The organism is Yoonia sp., assembly GCF_036007805.1.
GTDB lineage: Bacteria > Pseudomonadota > Alphaproteobacteria > Rhodobacterales > Rhodobacteraceae > Yoonia.
The window spans coordinates 1-18645 of record NZ_DASYOK010000020.1 but is presented as its reverse complement, the minus strand read 5'-3'; the positions used below and the strand labels follow the sequence as shown (position 1 = coordinate 18645).

Annotated in this window: 22 protein-coding genes; 16 read left to right on the top strand and 6 right to left on the bottom strand. The window is 58.0% G+C overall.

Annotated elements, in window-relative coordinates; genetic code table 11:
- Nucleotides 1-759, top strand: a 759-nt coding sequence (gene murJ / locus VGP75_RS01110; RefSeq protein ID WP_327541891.1) for a murein biosynthesis integral membrane protein MurJ, incomplete at its 5' end; no start/stop codon positions are given.
- Here the strand turns inward: murJ and VGP75_RS01105 are convergent.
- Complete coding sequence (locus VGP75_RS01105; protein WP_327541890.1) at nt 756-1436, bottom strand: rhomboid family intramembrane serine protease; 681 nt, start codon at nt 1434-1436, stop codon at nt 756-758. The two genes, murJ and VGP75_RS01105, sit on opposite strands and share 4 nt — an antisense overlap.
- Nucleotides 1437-1524: 88 nt before the next feature.
- Here VGP75_RS01105 and trpS point away from each other — a divergent pair, with 88 nt between their 5' ends.
- Nucleotides 1525-2541, top strand: a complete 1017-nt coding sequence (gene trpS, locus VGP75_RS01100; protein ID WP_327541889.1) for a tryptophan--tRNA ligase — start codon at nt 1525-1527, stop codon at nt 2539-2541.
- 157 nt (nt 2542-2698) lie between these two features.
- Here the strand turns inward: trpS and VGP75_RS01095 are convergent, their stop codons facing one another.
- Nucleotides 2699-3277: a glutathione peroxidase gene (locus VGP75_RS01095; RefSeq protein WP_327541888.1), complete on the bottom strand. Its 579-nt coding sequence runs from the start codon at nt 3275-3277 to the stop codon at nt 2699-2701.
- Nucleotides 3278-3608: 331 nt separating this feature from the next.
- On the opposite strand from VGP75_RS01095, the gene VGP75_RS01090 reads away from it, so the two are divergent.
- The 14 genes from VGP75_RS01090 to VGP75_RS01025 all read left to right on the top strand — a co-directional run bounded on the left by VGP75_RS01090 (nt 3609) and on the right by VGP75_RS01025 (nt 15245).
- Nucleotides 3609-4088, top strand: coding sequence for a VOC family protein (locus VGP75_RS01090; protein ID WP_327541887.1), 480 nt, complete (start codon nt 3609-3611; stop codon nt 4086-4088).
- Between the two features lie 194 nt (nt 4089-4282).
- Nucleotides 4283-5146 (top strand): branched-chain amino acid aminotransferase, encoded by an 864-nt coding sequence (locus VGP75_RS01085; RefSeq protein ID WP_327541886.1) that lies wholly within the window; start codon nt 4283-4285, stop codon nt 5144-5146.
- Nucleotides 5147-5215: 69 nt separating this feature from the next.
- Nucleotides 5216-5671: a universal stress protein gene (locus VGP75_RS01080; RefSeq protein ID WP_327541885.1), complete on the top strand. Its 456-nt coding sequence runs from the start codon at nt 5216-5218 to the stop codon at nt 5669-5671.
- Nucleotides 5672-5760: 89 nt separating this feature from the next.
- Nucleotides 5761-6324 carry a NifU family protein gene (locus VGP75_RS01075; protein WP_327541884.1) on the top strand — a complete coding sequence of 188 codons (564 nt, stop codon included), beginning with the start codon at nt 5761-5763 and terminating at the stop codon, nt 6322-6324.
- Nucleotides 6314-6892, top strand: coding sequence for a tRNA (adenosine(37)-N6)-threonylcarbamoyltransferase complex dimerization subunit type 1 TsaB (gene tsaB / locus VGP75_RS01070; RefSeq protein ID WP_327541883.1), 579 nt, complete (start codon nt 6314-6316; stop codon nt 6890-6892). Before VGP75_RS01075 ends, tsaB begins: the two co-directional genes overlap by 11 nt.
- Nucleotides 6893-6909: 17 nt before the next feature.
- Complete coding sequence (locus tag VGP75_RS01065) at nt 6910-7308, top strand: GNAT family N-acetyltransferase (RefSeq protein ID WP_414727749.1); 399 nt, start codon at nt 6910-6912, stop codon at nt 7306-7308.
- 187 nt (nt 7309-7495) lie between these two features.
- Nucleotides 7496-8491, top strand: a complete 996-nt coding sequence (locus tag VGP75_RS01060; RefSeq protein ID WP_327541881.1) for a BMP family lipoprotein — start codon at nt 7496-7498, stop codon at nt 8489-8491.
- Between the two features lie 78 nt (nt 8492-8569).
- The gene (locus VGP75_RS01055; RefSeq protein WP_327541880.1) at nt 8570-10174 is read left to right on the top strand and encodes an ABC transporter ATP-binding protein; all 1605 of its coding nucleotides are present in this window, start codon (nt 8570-8572) and stop codon (nt 10172-10174) included.
- Between the two features lie 3 nt (nt 10175-10177).
- Nucleotides 10178-11269 carry an ABC transporter permease gene (locus VGP75_RS01050; RefSeq protein ID WP_327541879.1) on the top strand — a complete coding sequence of 364 codons (1092 nt, stop codon included), beginning with the start codon at nt 10178-10180 and terminating at the stop codon, nt 11267-11269.
- Nucleotides 11266-11685 carry a hypothetical protein gene (locus tag VGP75_RS01045; RefSeq protein ID WP_327541878.1) on the top strand — a complete coding sequence of 140 codons (420 nt, stop codon included), beginning with the start codon at nt 11266-11268 and terminating at the stop codon, nt 11683-11685. The genes VGP75_RS01050 and VGP75_RS01045 overlap by 4 nt, the downstream gene beginning before the upstream one ends.
- Nucleotides 11686-12654, top strand: coding sequence for an ABC transporter permease (locus VGP75_RS01040; RefSeq protein WP_327541877.1), 969 nt, complete (start codon nt 11686-11688; stop codon nt 12652-12654).
- Entirely contained in the window at nt 12638-13444 is an 807-nt protein-coding gene (locus VGP75_RS01035) for a purine-nucleoside phosphorylase (RefSeq protein ID WP_327541876.1), read from the top strand. The genes VGP75_RS01040 and VGP75_RS01035 overlap by 17 nt, the downstream gene beginning before the upstream one ends.
- A 134-nt stretch (nt 13445-13578) precedes the next feature.
- The gene (locus VGP75_RS01030) at nt 13579-14499 is read left to right on the top strand and encodes a sulfite exporter TauE/SafE family protein (protein WP_327541875.1); all 921 of its coding nucleotides are present in this window, start codon (nt 13579-13581) and stop codon (nt 14497-14499) included.
- Complete coding sequence (locus VGP75_RS01025; RefSeq protein WP_327541874.1) at nt 14496-15245, top strand: TIGR02186 family protein; 750 nt, start codon at nt 14496-14498, stop codon at nt 15243-15245. The genes VGP75_RS01030 and VGP75_RS01025 overlap by 4 nt, the downstream gene beginning before the upstream one ends.
- Here VGP75_RS01025 and VGP75_RS01020 read toward each other — a convergent pair.
- The 4 genes from VGP75_RS01020 to VGP75_RS01005 form a co-directional block, all read right to left on the bottom strand.
- Nucleotides 15242-15952 carry an SDR family oxidoreductase gene (locus VGP75_RS01020; protein ID WP_327541873.1) on the bottom strand — a complete coding sequence of 237 codons (711 nt, stop codon included), beginning with the start codon at nt 15950-15952 and terminating at the stop codon, nt 15242-15244. The genes VGP75_RS01025 and VGP75_RS01020 overlap by 4 nt on opposite strands.
- Entirely contained in the window at nt 15949-17475 is a 1527-nt protein-coding gene (locus VGP75_RS01015; protein ID WP_327541872.1) for an ATP-dependent DNA helicase, read from the bottom strand. The genes VGP75_RS01020 and VGP75_RS01015 overlap by 4 nt, the downstream gene beginning before the upstream one ends.
- A 57-nt stretch (nt 17476-17532) precedes the next feature.
- The gene (locus VGP75_RS01010; RefSeq protein WP_327541871.1) at nt 17533-17748 is read right to left on the bottom strand and encodes a hypothetical protein; all 216 of its coding nucleotides are present in this window, start codon (nt 17746-17748) and stop codon (nt 17533-17535) included.
- A 125-nt stretch (nt 17749-17873) separates the two neighbouring features.
- A partial coding sequence (locus tag VGP75_RS01005; RefSeq protein WP_327541870.1) for a zinc-binding dehydrogenase occupies nt 17874-18645 on the bottom strand: 772 nt, incomplete at its 5' end.

The window sequence follows — 18645 nt, the reverse complement described above, 5'->3', positions numbered from 1 at the left end:
GTTGCGTGGCTCAATTACGCCGACCGGCTCTATCAACTGCCTCTTGGCGTCGTGGGCATCGCAATCGGGGTTGTGCTGCTACCCGATCTGTCACGCCGCCTGCGCGCGGGTGATGATGCAGGCGGACAAGACGCCTTTAATCGTGCCTCTGAAATCAGCCTTGCCCTGACCATTCCCGCCTCTGTTGCACTGATGGTGATCCCCATCCCGCTCGTCAGTGTCCTTTTCGAACGCGGTGCTTTCACCAGCGACGACACCGCTGCCACCGCTTTGGCCGTTGCGGTTTACGGGCTGGGTCTGCCTGCCTTTGTGCTGCAAAAAACCCTGCAACCGCTGTTTTTTGCCCGCGAAGACACCAAACGGCCCTTCTATTACGCCCTTGCCGCCATGGTCCTGAATGCGGCTCTGGCCATCGGGCTCGCACCGCAAATCGGCTTTATTGCCGCGGCCATTGGTACGTCCCTGACGGGTTGGGCGATGGTTGTGATGCTGATGCGCGGCGCGCGGACCATGGGCGACGCTGGTAAATTCGACGCGCGTTTCAAGAAACGGCTGGGGCGGATCATTCTGTCCGCGCTCGCAATGGGGGCGATCCTCTTTGCAAGTGCAACGGTGATGACACCCTTCCTCGGGATCGCAACTCTGCGCTATCTGGCGCTGCTCGTCTTGGTGCTGATCGGCATGGTCAGCTACTTTGGCATCGGTCATCTGCTGGGTGCGTTCAAACTGTCCGAGTTCAAACGCAACCTGCGCCGCTAGGACCGTCTCCGTATCCGGCGCACCAGACTGGCCCACCCGCCAGGCGCAAGAAGGGTCGAGAGCACAAAGCCCGTGAAAAAACCGGTGAGTTCCGCAATCCACTGACTGTTGCCACCGAAGATCAGACCGAAGACCAGCTGGATCGCCAAAAGAAACCCGATCAACCGGAACGCCATGATCTGGTTTTCTCCGGCACTTCCAAGCCGCAGCCACAACACATAGGTATAGGCGCCGATCAATCCATAAACCGGTGTAAAGGCCCCAATCAGCAATGTGTTGTCACCCGCCAACAGGCCGAAAACAACCGCACCGGCAATGCTGGTGACGAGATAAACAAGTAGCACCTTGAGCGATCCGTAATACTCGGCTGTAAACTTCCCCAAAGCGAGGATTAAAGCCGCACAAAACGCCACCTGAATAATTTGTCCGTTGATAAACGTATAGGTGACGAACCGCTTGAGCATGTCAAAACTATAGTCGCTGCTCACCAACACACGGTCGAGCACAGCAGGGGCAAAGCCGAACTCCTCAATCGCGACAAGCCGCCAACCCAGACCACGCGGGCCACCGATGATCCCCGCATTCGCAAGCTGAAAGACAACTTCAACCCCGACAATCGCAAGCGCCAGTATGATCACCACAACAGGCAAGGTATTAATGGGGCTTTCGGGCTTCATAGCGGTCTCGCTGCAGAGTTGAAGTTGACGGGTCTGTCTGGCATGGGTATGCGACCCTTGCCCCGAAATCCAGACCGGACATTGCACCATGAGCCAAACATCATTCACACCGCGCGTCTTCTCGGGGATCAAACCTTCTGGCGGGCTGACGCTTGGCAACTATCTGGGTGCGATCAAACGCTTTGTGGGCATGCAGGGCCAGATGGAGACGATCTATTGCGTCGTCGATATGCACGCGATTACCGTATGGCAGGACCCCAAAGAGCTTGCCAATATGACCCGCGAAGTGGCCGCCGGTTACCTTGCCGCAGGGCTCGATCCCAGCCAGTCCATTCTGTTTAACCAAAGCCAGGTCGCGGCCCACGCCGAACTGGGGTGGATTTTCAACTGCGTCGCCCGTGTCGGCTGGATGAACCGCATGACCCAGTTCAAGGATAAGGCAGGCAGCAACGCCGAGAAAGTGTCGCTGGGCCTCTATGCCTATCCTGCGCTGATGGCGGCTGACATTCTGCTTTATCACGCCACCCATGTTCCCGTGGGCGAGGACCAGAAACAACATGTTGAGCTGACCCGCGACATCGCGGCCAAGTTCAACCACGACTTCAAAACCGATTTCTTCCCGCTAACCGAACCGGTGATCGAAGGCCCCGCCATGCGCATTATGAACCTGCGTGACGGAACCAAGAAAATGTCGAAATCCGGTGAAAGTGACATGGAACGCATCAACATGACCGATGATGCTGACAAGATCGCCAAGAAGTTCAAGAAGGCAAAAACCGATCCTGAACCGCTCCCCGAAACCGTCGACGGGCTTAAAGACCGCCCCGAAGCGCGCAATCTGGTCGAGATTTACGCAGCCCTCAACGACATGACCGCCGAGGCCGTCATCGCCGAATACCCCGGCGCGGGCTGGGGCACCTTCAAACCTGCGCTGGCTGATCTGGCGGTCGCGAAACTTGCGCCAATTTCGGACGAAATGGCGCGCTTCATGGCTGATCCGGCAGAGATCGACCGTATCCTTGGCGAAGGCGCGGAAAAAGCACGGGCCATCGCCAACCCGATCCTGCGGGATACCTATGACATCGTGGGGCTGCTGCGCAGCTAAAGCAGAACGGAGCGCGGCGGCTGTGCGGTCTGGTTTCAACAGGTCGCCGCGACACACGCCGCAGCTTTCTCTGGTAGGCCTTGATATTGCAGGGCCTTTGAAAGGCAGACCTGACGCTGACGGATTGAGCCTATCCGCGACACGTATTGAAAGCAGGCTATTGCGTGACAGTTGCGTCAGACAACAAACTGTCGATTTGCCGTGTGATCTGATCCGATAGCGGATTTACGCGGGAGGCAAAGGTGTCGACAACCTGACCCTGCCGATCCAGCAATACCTTGTTGAAATTCCATCTTGGCGTAAATCCAACCTCTTGACGGAGTGACTGATAAAACGGATGGGCATTGCGCCCCTTCACTCCGGTGATCACAGTCATAGGCATATCAATGCCATAGATGAGTTCACAAAACTCTTTGACCTCAGCGTTGCTTGCCAGCTCTTGGTTGAAATCGTCAGAAGGCACCGCAAGCACGACCAATCCTTGATCGCGGTAGCGGTCATAAAGCGCCTGCAATTCGCGATACTGCTCTGTGAACGCACACATCGAGGCTGTATTGACCACAAGAACAGGCTGCCCTTCCCATTGCGCGAGGGACAGTGTCCCACCATCGATAGAGTCGAACGGTGTCTCTCTATCAAGTGCAATGGTCTGGCTGCTCCATAAGACAAAAAAAGCTGTCAGGAAGCACAGTGAACTCGACTTGAGCCAGAGCATATTTCGTCGGGCTGTGATCATGAATGCGCTCTCGTGTTTCTCGCCTGATAACTAGTACATTCCGCCAGACTTCAAGCTCTTGGCGATGACCAGCGCGGCCCGATATGCATTTGGCGACCGCTGCGTCTGACAACCTGAGTGCAATCCAGCCATTCATGGGATTTGACCCAAAGCGGGGTGTGGAGCGCTCGTGTTTCTCCGAATTTTCATTTGCTTGCATCTCTGTGACGGGGATCAGACGGCACAGCGGAACGAAAGCGTGCAATATTGCACATCGCATATTAAGAAATACGTATTTTGTGCAAATATGACGTGATGTATCTTGGCTTTACCAATAAACAAGAGGCACACCATGTCTGCACCTTCCACAGCCCGCGTCGGGCACGTTCACCTGCGTGTCTCTGATCTTGAACGCTCTATCGCCTTTTACGCAGGCGTTTTGGGTTTCGCGTTAACCCAACGCTATGGCGATCAGGCGGCATTTCTTGCCGCTGGCGATTATCACCATCACATTGGCCTGAACACATGGGAAAGCCTTGGTGCATCTCCGCCGCCCAAAGGACACACTGGCCTGTACCACACGGCCTTTCTGTATCCTGACAGAAAGTCGCTCGCCCAAGTTGTCAAGCGCGTGCTCGATGCGGGCATCCCACTGGACGGCGCGGGCGATCACGGCGTCAGCGAGGCGATTTATTTGCGTGACCCCGACCAGAACGGTGTTGAACTCTACTATGACCGTCCGATCGCGGTCTGGCCCCGCGAAGCAGATGGCACGCTTGCAATGACCAATAGCCGTGTTGATCTACCAGCACTCTTGGCGCTGGCCGAGTAAACGTCACAAAATTGAATCTCTCAGGTCCCAACATGAGGGGGCGATAAAGAATCGCGCAACTGTCCGCACCGGTGTCTCTCGTCCCGTGATCACCCTGGTCGGCTCATGCGTCCGGTGTACCCCGGCATCGGACGCATCCCCACTTTACCCTCCCATTTTGCAGGCCTAGTGTGGCCCAAAAGGGAGAAGGCACCATGGCTACCGGCAAAAACATCCGCACCTATTTCGAAGGCACATGGCACGAAGGTGACACGCCTGTCATGCGCGCGGCGGATCATGGCGCGTGGCTGGGAACGACAGTTTTTGATGGCGCGCGCTTTGTAAACGGGCTGATGCCTGATCTTGATCTGCACTGCGCCCGCGTGAACCGCTCGGCCGAAGCGCTGATGATCACGCCGACCGTCAGCACCGAAGATATGATCGCGATCACCAAAGAAGGTTTGGCGAAATACCCGACAGGCACCGCTGTCTATATCCGCCCCATGTATTGGGCGATCCACGGCGACGCGACTGCGATTGTGCCTAGCGCCGAGGAAACCGGTTTTGCCATTTGTCTTGAAGAAATCCCCTTTGCTGCGGCCACCGCCACGACAACACTGGGCCTGACCAAATTCCGCCGCCCTGTGATCGACGACGCGGTGGTCAATGCCAAGGCCGGCTGCCTTTACCCCAACAACGCCCGCATGCTGGCCGAGGTCCGTGCGCGCGGTTTTTCGAACGCGCTTGTCGCCGATGCGATGGGCAATGTGGCCGAAACAGCCACCGCAAACGTCTTTATGGTCAAGGACGGCGAGGTTTTCACCCCCATCCCCAACGGCACTTTCCTGTCAGGCATCACGCGCGCACGGCACATATCGAACCTGCGTGCCGATGGCGTCAAAGTGCATGAAACCGTGCTCACCTTCGATGATTTCCGAGGCGCGGACGAAGTCTTTCTTTCGGGCAATATGTCCAAGGTCACGCCTGTCACCGCATTCGAGGACACCCAATATCAAGTCGGCCCCGTGACCCGACAGGTACGCGATATGTATTGGGACTGGGCGGCCAGCACGGCCTAGCGCGCGCAGCAATCTGTCGTTGCCAGCACGTGAAGGATGCGCCACACTTGGCCCAACAGGGAGAGCAAAATGCGTAAGTTTATGGTCGTTTTGGATGACAGCCGCGAGTGCCTGAACGCCATGCGCTTTGCCGCGATGCGCGCATCCCATACAGGCGGCGGCGTGGCAATTCTGGCCATCATCCCCCCTGACGAGTTCAACCACTGGATCGGCGTGGGCGAGTTGATGCGCGCCGAGGCCCGTGAACGCATCGAAGTCCACTTTGAAGTTTTCGCGAAATGGATGCGCGACAAACAAAACATTGATCCTGAACTCGTAATCCGCGAAGGCGAACCACTGAGTGAAATCATCGCCCACGTTAACGAAGACCCCGAAATCGGCGTGTTGGTTCTGGGCGCAGGCATGGATAGCAAAGGCCCAGGGCCCCTTGTGTCACAACTCAGCAAACAGTCCGGCAGCCTGCCTGTCCCGATCACAATTGTGCCGGGTGATCTTTCCAAAGAACGGCTCGAGGCGATCACTTAAACCTCCTCGCACAGTTTAGAATGATTCCAAACCTTGACATGCGTGGCAATCAACCGCATATCTAAAGCCTGACAAAAAAGGTTGGCCACATGTTCATCCAGACTGAATCGACACCAAACCCCGCAACGCTCAAGTTTCTGCCCGGCCAGAATGTGCTTGAGGTCGGCACAGCCGACTTTCCAAGTCGTGAGGCGGCTGAAAACTCGCCCCTTGCCAAGCGCATCTTTGCTGCTGGTGGTGTGTCGGGCGTCTTCTTTGGCCTTGATTTCGTGACCGTCACAAAGGCCGACGATGTCGACTGGGACCATATCAAACCAGGTATTCTTGGCGCGATCATGGAGCACTATCAGTCCGGTCAATCCGTGATGGCCGACGACCATAAACCGGTGAGCGGCCATGCCGAACATACCGGCGAAGACGCCGAGATTGTCGGCCAGATCAAAGAGTTGCTCGACACCCGTGTGCGCCCAGCCGTGGCACAGGACGGCGGCGACATTACCTTCCACGGATTTGAGCGCGGTATCGTTTACCTGCATATGCAAGGCGCATGCGCCGGTTGCCCGTCATCCACGCTGACCCTGAAAATGGGCATCGAGAACCTGCTGCGCCACTATATCCCCGAGGTGGTCGAGGTCCGGCCAGTTGCAGCTTAAACCGGCCCTTCTTGCATTTGATACATCGGCGGCGCATTGCGCCGCCGCTTTGCTGTTGGGCGACCGGATCGTCACACGCGTGGACGACATGGCCAAAGGACAGGCCGAACATCTGATGCCGATGCTGGAAGAGATGCTGGCGACCGAGGGGCTGACATGGCGCGAGCTTGACGGGATCGGCGTCGGCGTTGGTCCAGGCAATTTCACAGGCATCCGCATCGCCCTGTCGGCCGCTCGCGGGCTGGCGCTTGGGCTTGGAAAGCCAGCGATTGGCGTAAACGGGTTTGACGCCCGCGCCCATGGCGAAACGCTCCCCTTCACGGCGACCATTCCCGCCCCGCGTGACCAGTCCTACACCCAAGCGTTCCGCGCCGATGGCACGACAAGCGATCCCGTCCAGAGCACGGAGCCCGCAGGTGCACAAAAAGCCCCATCCGTGCTCATCAGCGCAGTTGCCAAAATCGCCGCTTCGCGCCTCGCAACAGACCACCCGCGCCCCGCGCCCCTCTATATCCGCAGCGCCGACGCCGCCCCGCCGCGCGATCCCGCGCCAGTCTTGCTGTCATGACGCCACAGGAGTTGGCAATGCTTCACGCAGCCGCTTTCAGCGCGACACGCGCGTGGTCGGCCGATGAATTTGCAGGCCTTCTCAAACACCCCGGCACCTTTGCGATCGGTGATGCGCGCAGTTTTGCACTGATCCGCACGGTGTTGGACGAAGCGGAGCTTTTAACCATTGCCACAGCACCGGACATGCGACGTCAGGGCCTTGCGCGCGCCACATTGCTGGCTGGTGAGGCACAGGCACAAACCGAAGGTGCGGCAAGAATCTTTCTTGAAGTCGCAGAAGACAACGATGCGGCAATCGCGCTTTATACAGCGTCCGGCTATCGCCAAATCGGGCGGCGGCCCGGCTATTATCTGCCCAAAGATGGGGCACCGTTGGCCGCTTTGGTCATGCGCAAGTCACTGACCACAACCTGACTTTGCGTCAGCCTATGAATAACGCCGTTTTTGACCTTTCGCCGCATGACATCGCTTAAAAAGCGGTTGATCTTCCCCGCAAGGCAAGGCCTTATCGAGTGATGACCGACATCAGATCGGCTCAGACATCACTGAGGGGGCGCCTGACGCCCGTAAATACCTCGCGTAACGACCTGGGAGACTATAAATGACACTTATGCAAAAATTTCTTGGCGCATCTGCCGCACTGGCTTTGACAGCCGGTACTGCCGCTGCAGATCCCGCCATCTTGTTCGATCTTGGTGGCAAGTTCGACAAATCTTTTAACGAAAGCGCCTATAACGGAGCCCAGCGTTGGGCAGAAGAGACCGGCGGGTCCTATGCCGAAGTTGAAATTCAGTCCGACGCGCAGCGCGAACAGGCGATCCGCCGTTTCGCAGAATCCGGCGCCAACCCGATCGTCATGGCAGGCTTCTCATGGGCCACACCACTGGCCGAAGTCGCAGCCGACTATCCTGACACCAAGTTTGCGATCATCGACATGGTCGTTGACGCGCCAAACGTCCGCTCTGTTGTGTTCAACGAGCACGAAGGGTCATACCTCGTCGGCATGATGGCCGCGATGGCATCCGAGAGCGGCACAGTGTCCTTCGTTGGTGGCATGGACATCCCGCTGATCCGCAAATTCGCCTGTGGCTATGCTCAGGGTGCAATGGCCGTAAACCCTGACGTCACAGTCATCGCCAACATGACAGGCACAACACCTGCGGCTTGGAACGATCCGGTAAAAGGGTCCGAACTGACACTGGCACAGATCAGCCAGGGTTCTGACGTTGTCTTTGCTGCTGCTGGCGGCACCGGCGTTGGCGTTCTGCAAACCGCTGCTGACGAAGACATCCTGTCCATCGGCGTTGACGCAAACCAGAACTACCTGCACCCCGGCGAGGTTCTGACATCCATGCTCAAGCGCGTCGATAACGCGGTCTACGAGGCCTTTACCCAAGGCACAGACCTCGAAACCGGCTTTAACGTCATGGGCGTTGCGAATGAAGGCGTGGGCTACGCGCTGGACGAATTCAACGCAGAACTGGTCTCGGCTGATATGCAAGCCGCTGTTGACGCCGCTGCCGCATCCATCGCTTCGGGCGAGCTGGTTGTCCACGACTACACAGCCGACGAAACCTGCCCCGCGCTGAGCTTCTAAGCCAGTCCTGACGGCCAAAACAACAAAGGCCGCGCTGAGCAATCGGTGCGGCCTTTTGCATAAGGAACAGGTGCCAATATGTCCGACACAGCCCCCGCGATTGAGTTGAAAGGCATTTCCAAAGCCTTCGGTCCCGTTCAAGCGAACAAAGACATCTCAATCCGCGTGATGCCCGGCACGATCCACGGAATCATCGGCGAAAACGGTGCGGGCAAATCAACGCTGATGTCGATCCTGTACGGCTTTTACAAAGCCGACAAAGGCGAGATTTTCATCGCTGGCAAAAAAACATCCATCCCTGACAGTCAGGCCGCGATCGCCGCAGGCATCGGCATGGTGTTCCAGCATTTCAAGCTGGTGGAAAACTTCACCGTTCTGGAAAACGTGGTTCTCGGGGCCGAGGACAGCGGCCTGTTGCGCCCGTCACTGGCGCGCGCGCGGCGCGAACTCAAAAGCCTTGCCGAAGAATACGAACTGAACGTCGATCCAGACGCCCTGATCGAAGAGGTCGGCGTCGGCATGCAACAGCGCGTGGAAATCCTCAAAGCGCTGTACCGCAAAGCCGATATCCTGATTCTGGACGAACCCACAGGTGTGCTGACACCCGCCGAGGCGGACCATTTGTTCCGCATCCTTGAGAACCTCAAGCGCGAGGGTAAAACCATTATCCTGATCACGCATAAACTGCGCGAAATCATGGAAATCACCGATACCGTCAGCGTGATGCGACGGGGCGAAATGACCGCCACCGTCAAAACAGCGGAAACCAGCCCGCCGCAACTGGCCGAACTGATGGTCGGCCGCAAGGTACTGCTGCGCGTGGACAAAGCACCGGCACAAATCGGACGAAAAATCCTTGAGGTCAAAGACCTTAATGTGACCGACAGCAAAGGCGTTCACCGTCTCAAAGGCGTCAGCTTTGATGTCCATGCTGGCGAAATCCTCGGGATTGCAGGTGTTGCCGGCAATGGACAGTCCGAATTGCTGGAAGTACTGGGCGGCTATGAAAAGGCCACCGGCAGCATCAAGGTGAACGGCGAGGAAATCGACCTGACAGGTGCGAAGTCCAACGGCCAAAGCAGACGCGCGCGCGGCATCAGCCACGTCCCCGAAGACCGCCAGCGCGAAGGGCTGATCATGGACTTTCAGGCGTGGGAAAACACCGCCTTTGGCTATCATCACGATGCGCGCTATCAGAAAAACAGATTGCTGATGGACAATGCCGCCATCCGTAAAGACACCGAAGAAAAAATGGCGCGCTTCGACGTGCGGCCGCCCGATCCAAGCCTTGCCGCCAAGAGCTTTTCCGGCGGCAACCAGCAGAAAATCGTCCTTGCGCGCGAGATTGAACGCAACCCCGACCTTTTGTTGATCGGGCAACCGACACGCGGCGTGGACATTGGCGCGATCGAATTCATCCACCAGCAGATTGTTGCACTTAGGGATCAGGGCAAAGCAATTTTGTTGGTTTCCGTGGAGTTAGAAGAAATTTTGTCCCTCTCAGACCGGATTGCGGTTATGTTTGACGGAAAAATAATGGGCGAGCGGATGCCTCAGGACACAGACGAAAAAGAGCTCGGGCTTTTGATGGCCGGGATGACCACCGAACCGCGTGGGCCACTCCATGAGGCTGTCGAGGCGCAACTGGCGACCGCTGGCAGCGGCACGACCAAGGAGGTCTGAGGAATGGATGTGATGCCAAAGTGGGCCGACGTCGTCCTGATCCCGCTGATCTCGATCCTGCTTGCGGCGATCCTGTCTGCTTTGGTGATCCTTGCCATTGGTGAAAATCCGTGGGCCGCGCTCAAGCTGATGGTGAGCGGCGCGTTGGGCTCGACCTATGGCTGGGGTTACACGCTCTATTACGCTACCAACTTTATCTTCACCGGTCTTGCTGTCGCCATCGCGTTCCATGCGCGGCTTTTTAACATCGGTGGTGAAGGTCAGGCCCTCATCGGCGGTCTGGGTGTGGCTGTGATCTGCCTGTTCATTCCCTGGCCGCATTGGACGCTGGCGCTTTTGGGCTCTGCGATCGGCGCTGCGCTCTTTGGTGCGGCATGGGCCGCAATTCCTGCATTCCTGCAGGCCAAGCGCGGCAGCCACATCGTGATCACGACGATCATGTTCAACTTTATCGCGGCTGCTGTCCTCAACTACTTCCTTATCGGCGCGCTCAAAGCCCCCGGGATGGAACCGGCAACCCCCCGCTTCCCCGAAGCCACACACCTGCCGTCCTTTCAGGACATGTTCAACTTCGGCGAAACGACATTCTTCCGTGGCGCGCCAGCCAACGTCACTTTCTTTGTCGCCATCGCGGCCTGTCTGTTCCTCTGGATCCTGATCTGGAAAACGCGGCTTGGTTATGAAATCCGGTCCTTCGGACACTCGGAATCGGCTGCAAAATATGCGGGCATCAGCCCGACGAAAATCATCATGGTCACCATGCTTATTTCAGGCGGTCTCGCCGGAATGATGGCCATCAACAACGTGCAGGGCGAGGCCGAACGGCTGGTCCTGAACGCAGTGGAGGGGGCGGGCTTTATCGGCATCGCCGTCGCACTCATGGGGCGCAGCCATCCTTTCGGGGTATTGCTGGCGGCCCTTCTTTTCGGCTTTCTATATCAAGGCGGCGCAGAACTCGCCCTATGGACGTCGATCCCCCGTGAGCTGATTATCGTAATACAGGCCTTGGTAATCCTCTTCACGGGTGCACTGGACAATATGGTGCGCATGCCGCTCGAGCGGCTATTCCTGGCAATGAGGAGAGCAAAAACATGACAGGACAATTCAAAGTCGGTGTCGATGATGACACCGGAGCAGACCTGGGCTTTGTGCTCAGCTGTCTGGCACTTGGCCTGATTTCGATGGAAGAACTCCACCAGTGGGTTCACCACGTGATCGACCAAACCCCAGCAGCAGACGTGCCGCCGCATCTGGTGGCACTGCTGTCGCTGCAACGCCCGACAAGCGTGTTGATGCCGGCAGAAACCGTGATGCCCCGCGTGCCGCATGATCCGTTCATCACAGATGACCGGTTTGATGCGATGCTGGGCTTGCAGTTCTTCCTGCGCAAAGACAAAACGCAGGCGGTCGATATCACCCAAGCAGAGGCCGAAGCCGCCCTGCGCCGCAATCCAGAGGTCGCTGATCGCTTCTTTGACCTCTTTCCCTTCCTGATGGAGAAAGCTGCCTAAATGGATTTTGCGACCCTTTTGCAGATGCTGGACGCCACGCTGCGTCTGGCAACCCCGCTTCTTCTGGCCTGTCTTGCAGGTCTGTTTTCCGAGCGGGCCGGTATTTTTGATATCGGGCTTGAGGGCAAAATGCTGGCAGCAGCTTTCCTGTCGGCCGCCATTGCCGCTGTGACGGGCAATGTGTGGCTGGGGCTTTTGGCAGGCATCGGTGCGTCGCTGATCCTGTCGGCGGTCCATGGGCTCGCCTCGATTACCTTTCGCGGGAACCAACTGATCTCGGGTGTCGCGATCAACTTTCTGGCGGCGGGTCTTACGGTCGTCATTGCGCAAAGCTGGTTCGCCCAAGGCGGGCGGACCCCGCAACTGTCGGGCGATGCGCGGTTCACCGCGATTGAACTGCCCTTCGCCGAAGCACTCCAGAACGTACCCGTTATCGGACCAATCTACTACGAACTGATTTCCGGACACACGATCCTTGTCTATGTCGCCCTGCTCATGGTGCCGCTGACTTGGTGGATCCTGTTCCAGACCCGCTTTGGTCTGCGCCTGCGCGCAGTGGGCGAAAATCCCGCCGCCGTAGATACCGCAGGCGTGTCGGTGATCTGGCTGCGTTTCGCCGCTGTTGGCATCTGTGGCGTCCTCTGCGGCATCGCCGGCGCCTACCTTGCAACAGCCCTGCAAGCGAGCTTTGTCAAAGACATGAGCGCGGGACGCGGCTACATCGCGCTGGCCGCGTTGATTTTTGCCAAATGGCGGCCGTGGTACGCGCTCTACGCCTGCCTGCTCTTTGGTTTCCTGCAGGCGATGTCCCTCCGCTCGGACGTGGTGGCGAATGTCGTCGGCTTCCAGGTGAACGGCCAGTTCCTTGATGTGCTGCCTTATATCCTGACGGTCGTCATTCTGGCCGGTTTTGTCGGCAAGGCGATCCCGCCACGCGCAGGGGGCGCGCCTTATGTCAAAGAACGCTAAAGACCTCGCCACCGTCATCAAAAAGGCGGCGGGTGATGCGCCTGTGCGTTTTGGTCTGATCCTTGGTTCAGGCCTCGGGCATATCGCGAACGAAGTGGACGGCATCGCCATCCCCTACACCGACTTGCCCGGCTTTCCGCATGCCGGCGTGTCAGGCCACAACCCCAACCTTGTCATCGGCACCCTTGAAGGTGTGCGCGTTGCCGTTTTCGGCGGACGTGCGCATTACTATGAAAGCGGGCGCGGTGACGCGATGCGCCTGCCTTTGGAGGTTCTGAGGGAACTGGGTGCCGATACGATGATCGCCACCAATGCGGCGGGGTCGATGCAGGTTGATATGCCGACAGGCTCCATTATGTGCCTGTCCGACCATATCAATTTCTCCGGCTTGAACCCGCTGATCGGCGAGCCGACCGACGCGCGCTTTGTGCCCATGAAAGACGCCTACGATCCCGCAATCCGCACGGCGCTGCATGCCGCCGCCAAAGCAGCCGACGTGGTAATGGCTGACGGTGTTTACGCTTGGTATTCAGGCCCCTCATTCGAGACCCCCGCCGAAATCCGCGCGATCAAGATGCTGGGGGCCGACGCGGTTGGCATGTCCACCGTCCCCGAAGTCATCCTTGCAAGGTTCCTTGGCCTCAAAGCCGCTGCAATCTCGACCATCACCAATATGGCAGCAGGGATGAGCGACGAGGCGATCAGCCACGAACATACCAAAGCCATGGCCCCGATCGGGGCAGCCAAGCTGGAAAAGGTTCTGCGCGGTTATCTGCGGTCTCTGTCCTAAGTCCAAAACCTGCGCAATCATAAGTCCACGTGGCAGAATTGCTGCGTTTGCATATCAAAACGGCTCACATCGTTTGACATGAACGCCTGTTAGGTTTTTGGTGTTTGCAACGGCACAAGCGCCCGGAACAGCTCATGCAAATTTACCTCCCTATCGCCGAGGTTTCGGTGAATATCTTCCTTTTGTTGGGGCTAGGCGGAATCGTGGGCGTTCTGTCGGGCATGTTTGGTGTCGGCGGTGGCTTTCTGATGACACCGCTGCTGTTCTTTATCGGCATCCCTCCGGCGGTTGCCGTCGCAACAGAAGCCAACCAGATCGTTGCATCTTCCTTCTCTGGCGTCCTTGCGCACCTGAAGCGAAAGACGGTGGATCTCAGGATGGGCACCGTGTTGCTGATCGGCGGTCTTGTCGGTTCGGGCCTTGGTATCACCCTTTTCAACTACCTCAAGGCGCTGGGTCAGGTCGAACTGCTGGTGCAGCTTTGTTATGTGGTGTTCCTTGGCATGATCGGCTCCATGATGTTCATCGAGAGCCTGAACGCGATCCGCAGGGCATCTAAACCGGGTGGGAGTGTACCCAAGCGGCGCAAGCACAACTGGGTTCACAACCTGCCCTTCAAGATGAAGTTCCGCGTATCCGGCCTCTATATCTCGGTTATTCCACCGCTGATGGTCGGGGTGCTTGTGGGTGTTCTGGCCGCCATCATGGGTGTCGGCGGTGGCTTTATCATGGTCCCTGCCATGATCTATCTGCTGGGGATGCCCACCAAAGTGGTGGTTGGTACGTCCCTGTTCCAGATTATCTTTGTGACTGCCTTCACCACCATGCTACACGCAACCACAAACTTCACGGTTGATGTGGTCCTCGCGGTGCTTCTTCTTGTGGGCGGCGTGATCGGTGCGCAGATCGGCACGCGGATCGGTGTGAAAATGAAGGCCGAGCAGCTGCGTATCTGGCTTGCTATCATGGTGCTTGCCGTATGCGGCAAGCTCGCGTTCGATCTGCTTGTCATGCCGAACGAGCTCTACTCTCTGGGCACGGGGGGGCACTCATGATCCGCCTTGTTGCGCTGCTGCTTTCGCTGGCCCTACCCGCGAAAGCCGAAGAGATTGTTCTGGGATTAAGCAAGGATGAGGTCGCAATTACGGCGACGTTCGATGGTTCGGAAATCCTGATCTTTGGGGCTATCAAGCGTGATGGTCCGGTCGAGGTTCCGGGCGATCTGGGGGTGATCGTCACGATTGCTGGCCCCGATGAACCAGTCACTGTCCGCAAGAAAGACCGCCGCCTTGGCATCTGGGTAAATACCGAATCCGTAGAAGTGGATGTTGCACCCACATTCTATGCCGTTGCGACGAACCGGCCATTGGACGAAATTCTCACACCAGCCGAAGACCTGAACACGCGTATCAGTATGCAACGCGCGATCCGGTCTATCGGAGCGACCGCAGATAATGCACAAAGCTTTACAGAAGCACTGATCCGCATTCGTGGGTCGCAGGGGCTGTACCAGACCATCCCCGAGGGCGTTTCCGTAGCAGAAGAAGCGCTGTTCCGCGTGCTGATCCCGCTCCCTGCAAACCTGACCGAAGGTGACTATGTGGCCGAGATCTACCTAACGCGCGATAAGCAGATCATTGATCTCTACACAACGACAATTGCTGTCAAGAAGGTGGGGCTGGAACGCTGGCTCTACAACCTCGCGCATGAAAACCCTTTCCTTTACGGGTTGATGTCGTTGTCGATCGCCATCGCAGCAGGCTGGGGTGCATCCGCCGCATTCAGCGCTTTCCGCCGTTAACCGCGCCCGATATGCGGCATCTTTGTCGCCATCACCATCATGGATTGCACATTCGCCTCAGGCGGCAATGTCGCCATGTGAAACACCGACCGCGCCACATCTTCAACCGCCATGCTGGGCAGCGGATCCAAACCCTGCGCGGCGCGCGTTTTTTCTAGTTTCAGTACCAGATCGGTGCGCGCGTTGCCGATATCAATCTGCCCGCAGGCAATATCAAATGCCCGCCCATCCAGCGACAGCGTCTTGGTCAGCCCGCTCACACCATGCTTGGTTGCCGTATAGCAGACCGACCCCTCACGTGGCGTAAAGGCCGAGATTGATCCATTGTTGATGATCCGGCCACCTTGCGGCGTCTGCCCGCGCATCTGGCGAAACGCCGCGCGCGCGCAGAGAAACATCCCAGTCAGATTGACGTCCAACACCGCTTTCCAGTCGTCCAGTGCGATCTTGTCGATGGTCGTCTGCGGCCCGAACATGCCAGCGTTATTGAACAGCACATCGAGATGACCGAAGCTGGCAAAAGCGACGTCAACCGCCGCCTCATCCGTGACGTCGCATGGCATCGGCACCGCGTTGTCATGGGAAATCTCGGCCAGTGCATCCGCTCGCCGCGCGATCAACCCGACGCGCCAACCTTGGGCCAGAAAATACTCTGCCGTGACGCGGCCAATACCGCTGCTGGCCCCTGTGATGATGATGGTTTTCATATCTCTTCGCTCCTCAACTCAAGCGGGGCCGCCGGCACCTCAAGATCATCCACGCGCAACACCCCCTGCGGGCGCGCCAGACGATTGCGCACAACCCAGCGCAACTGGGTTTCCGCCCGCGTGATCGCCACATAGGCAAGGCGTTTCCAAAGCGGCTGCCCCGCCTCGACCCGCCCCATGCGCGAGGCCGCGTAAATATCAGGCGCAAAGACCTGCACCGTGTCCCACTGCGAGCCTTGCGCCTTGTGGATCGTCACCGCCGCCCCATGCAGAAACGTCGCCCCCATGCGGGCCGCAAAAGGGATAAAGGGCTCTTCGTCACCCTCTTGTTCAATCTTGACGATGCTCGCCGCACTCACCTGCGGGTCCTCGGCGCCCATCACATGCAAACGCGAAAATCCCGGTTTGCGGCCCGGCCCAAGGTAAATGACCTGCGCGCCCTTGATCAGGCCACGCGCCTCCAGATCAAGGCGCTTTTTGCGGTGCTTCAAAGGCAGTTCGATGCCGTCACAGATGAGGGGCTCGCCTGCCAACAACTCATCCACGGGTGCGGCAAAGGCTGCGCGGAACGCATGGATCAAACGGATGCGCGTCGCGTTGCGCCACACCAGACAGGGCGAGCGCGCCATCAGATCGGCCTCAACCCGCTGGGCCATCACGACACGTTCATCCACCTTGGACGCCTCTTCAACCATCCGCTCAAAGCCATAAAAATCAAGCTGCGGGTCAGCCAGAGCATGGGCCAGATCAAGGATCGGGTTGCCCGCATCCTGCCGGTGTATGCGGTTCAGGGTCAGCACGCGGGGTGCTGGCAAAGTCTCGAACACCATCCCGCCAGAGGATTGGACAGGCGGCAATTGCGCCGGATCACCGAACAACAAAAGCGTCGGGAAAATCTCTTTCAAATCCGCGAACTGCTTTTCGTCCAGCATCGAACTTTCATCGACAAAGCCGATGTCCAAAGGCTCTTCGCGCCGCTTCCATCCGGTGATGAAATCGCTCCCGCGCAGGCCCGCCGCAGCAAGTGCGGCAGGTACAGATTTATTGATCTGAAAAGACGCAAATGCACGGTCAAGCGCGATATCACTCAGCCCCTCGATCTCGGGCCTGTCCCCTTGTCCTGCCAGCCATTCGGCCACCTTTTCATATTCCGGGTCATAGACAGGCGTATAAAGAATGCGGTGGATAGTGGTCGCGGGTACGCCCCGATTGCGCAACACACTGGCGGCCTTGTTCGTGGGTGCAAGAATAGCCAGCGTGCGCCGGTCCTTGCGCTTGCGTCCTTCCCAATCGCCGGAAATCACATCGACGCCCGCCTCTTCCAGCGCGCGGTACAGCTTGGCCAACAGCATCGTTTTGCCCGACCCCGCCTTGCCAATCACCGCCAGCACCGACGTGCTGTCGGACTGTGGCGGTTGCAGCAGGTGATCGTCCAGATCAACGCCAGATTGGCGCAATGCGACGGCGATATTGTCCCAGGCCTCGGCCTGATCGTCAGAGAATGTGATGGTGGGCGCGTTCATGCTGCGACTGTATCGGGACAGCAAAGGCGCTGCTAGCGCATTCGCCACGGATAAGGGCTAGGTCCTGCGCGCAGGTTCGGCTTTGGCGGCAAGCCCTAGCATAGCGTCATGCTCGCCTTGGTGGTGACGCGCATCCGGGGCAGGGCTTGATGCAATCTCAACCTGTGCGACAAGTTCGGCCTCTTCCAGCTGCGCCCGCAACATTGGCAAATCATTGTCGCGCGCAAAACTGCGCAGATCGGCCAGTACATCAATGATCCAATCGCGTCCCATGATGCACCGTCCCTACAAAGTATTAAGGAATAATTAATATTTCTGGTCGGTCGGCGGTTCCCGTCGCGAACGCAAAAGGCGCTACCGTTTCCGGCAACGCCTTTCTTGGGAAAATAGGGGTAGGCCTAGCGCATCCGCGAGGCTTCCAACGTATCCTCAAAGGTGCGCAAACCCATTTTCGGCGCCTGCACAAGCACAGCCATATTGCCCGGCTTGTGCTCGTTGCGGCGCATCTTGGTATGGGCCTGCGGGATCGCATCCCAACCAAAGCATTCCGACATGCACGGATCAAGCCGCTGCTCCAGCATCAGCTTGTTGGCCGCGCTCGCCTGTTTGAGATGGGCAAAGTGGCTGCCCTGCAAACGTTTCTGGTGCATCCACATATAACGCACGTCGAAGGTACAGTTGAAACCGGTAGTGCCGGCACAAATCACGACCATGCCGCCCTTTTTGCAAACAAGGGACGATACGGGGAATGTCGCCTCACCGGGGTGCTCGAACACCATATCAACGTTCACACCTTTGCCTGTAATCTCCCAGATCGCCTTGCCGAACTTGCGGGCCTCTTGCAGCCAGGTGTTGTATTCGGGCGTATTCACCGTGGGCAATTGGCCCCAGCAACTGAAATCATTCCGGTTGATGACACCCTTCGCCCCCAGTGACATCACAAACTCGCGCTTGCTTTCGTCGCTGATCACGCCAATCGCATTCGCGCCAGCCGTGTTAATCAACTGGATCGCATAAGACCCCAAACCGCCAGACGCCCCCCAGACCAGCACGTTCTGGCCGGGCTTAAGGTCATGCGGCTCGTGGCCGAACAACATCCGGTACGCGGTCGCGAGTGTGAGCGTGTAACAAGCGCTCTCTTCCCATGTCAGATGCTGTGGACGATGCATC